We start from the raw sequence: 1,990 nt of genomic DNA on the forward strand, positions 1-1,990 counted from the left end.
TAATGTGCTGGAGTGGTGCCGTAGCCACGGGGTGCGTAAGGTGATTTCTAGTTGTAGTTATTCAGATGTTTCGGGGGCGTGGGGGAAAGGATATGCCATTACAGAAGATGAGCCACGTAGCTTTCGCTTTACCGGGGACCATGCGGTTTATGTGATCAGTAAAAATGCTGCTAATGATGTGATGGAGTACTACAACCAGCAGCACGGCATGCAATGCGCCTGTTTCCGATTCCCTCCTGTTTACGGCGTTGGGCCGCACGGTACCATTTTGGTCAACGGAAAACCATACAAGTCGGGTATTCAAACATTTATTGAAAAAGCTCAAGCGGGTGAAGATATCGAGCTTTGGGGAGACCCACATATCTCTCGAGACATCATATATGTAAAAGATGTTGCCAGGGCTTACGTGCTGGCCTTGGAAAGCGATGACACTTATGGCCTTTACAATATGACGAGTGGCGTGGGCTTGGATTTGGAGGATCAAGCTAGGGCTGTTATCGAGGTATTCGGTTCTGATCGGGGCTCATCAATTGCGTATCGGCCCGACATGCCAAATCATACACCATCGTTTCTGTATAGCATGGAAAAAGCGAAACGCGATTTTGGATTTACGCCCGAATACACAGACTATCGCACCATGATGGAAGATTATAAAAGGGAGATGGAAAGCGGACGCTTCGATACTTTAGTAAATTCTCGCTTGAGATGAGCTGATTAATGGATGAGCAATAATTACGATAAAAAGAAGCTTGCAATCATTGGTGCATCAAACTTTCAAAACCCTCTTATTCTTAAAGCGAAAGATATGGGGATTGAAACACATGTATTTGCTTGGAAAGTTGGTGATGTAGGGGAATATACGGCAGATTTTTTCTATCCAATAAGCATTGCAGAAAAAAAAGCCATTCTCGATAAGTGTCGCGAAGTAGGCATAGATGGCATCGCGAGCATAGGGTCAGATTTTGCAAATATTACGGTAGCGTACGTAGCCGACGCCCTTGGTCTTATTTCTAACAGCGTCGAATGTGTTGCTAAGAGTACAGATAAAAGCGCGATGCGCTACGTGTTTGAAAAGAACCGCGATCCATCTCCGCGTAGTTTCGCAGTGTCTAGCTTGGATGAGCTTTCGAAAATCGATCTGATGCCTCCAGTTATCGTGAAGCCAGCGGATCGCTCTGGAAGCCGCGGCATTACTCGACTTGATGCGCTTGACGGTATTCAAGAAGCAGTATTGTCAGCTTTTGAAGAAAGCTTTTCCAATATGGCTGTGTTGGAAGAATTCGTTTCTGGTCGTGAGTTCAGCATCGAGGGGCTTTCTTGGAGGGGCTCTCATGAGATCCTTTCGATAACTGAGAAATTTACAACTGGCGCTCCTCACTTTATCGAAACAGGGCATCTAGAACCTGCACGATTGGATAATTTGTTGCGCGACCGAATCTGTGAGATAGTTGAGCAGGCCCTTGACCATCTTGGTGTAACGTACGGAGCATCCCATGCGGAGGTCAAGGTTGATGAAGACGACAATGTATGGATCATTGAGATAGGCAGCCGCATGGGCGGCGATTGCATTGGAAGCGATTTGGTGGAGCTTTCAACTGGCTATGATTATGTACGGGCGGTCGTGGACATTGCTTTGGGACAAAAGCCTAAAGCGCCGCAGGGGTTGAAAAACCAAACGGCTGCTATACGATTTATTCTTTCTGAAGAGGATCGCACTGTTTTGTCGGATTTGGAATCGAAGCGTCCCGAATGGCTTCGTCAGATAAGCCTTGCGGATGATTTAAACCGTAAAGTTACTGATAGCTCGACGCGCCTTGGCTTTTTCATTTTTTCAGGTGGTCCTCTTGACGAGATGATCCGGTACTTGCCCATCCATCATGAGGACTATTAAGTTTATGCCCGAACGCCTCAGGACTACATTCTTCCTTCATTTGCTTTTGCTGTTCTATTCCCTCAGCGGAATACTGAGCAAGATGGCCGCCGGAGTTGG

2 protein-coding genes are annotated in these 1,990 nt (G+C 46.6%); both read left to right on the forward strand.

The features are described from left to right. The coding region (locus C1722_RS16430; protein ID WP_102380468.1) for an NAD-dependent epimerase/dehydratase family protein at positions 1–709 on the forward strand (709 nt) is incomplete at its 5' end. A 12-nt stretch (positions 710–721) separates the two neighbouring features. After that, positions 722–1,891, forward strand: coding sequence for an ATP-grasp domain-containing protein (locus C1722_RS16435; protein WP_102380469.1), 1,170 nt, complete (start codon positions 722–724; stop codon positions 1,889–1,891). Positions 1,892–1,990 lie beyond the last annotated feature (99 nt).

This window comes from Raoultibacter timonensis, assembly GCF_900240215.1.
In the GTDB taxonomy this organism is placed as follows: Bacteria; Actinomycetota; Coriobacteriia; order Coriobacteriales; family Eggerthellaceae; genus Raoultibacter; species Raoultibacter timonensis.

Excerpts from the sequence above, each read along its gene's own strand:
- C1722_RS16435 (WP_102380469.1), top strand. The coding sequence starts at position 722 with ATGAGCAATAATTACGATAAAAAGAAGCTTGCAATCATTGGTGCATCA.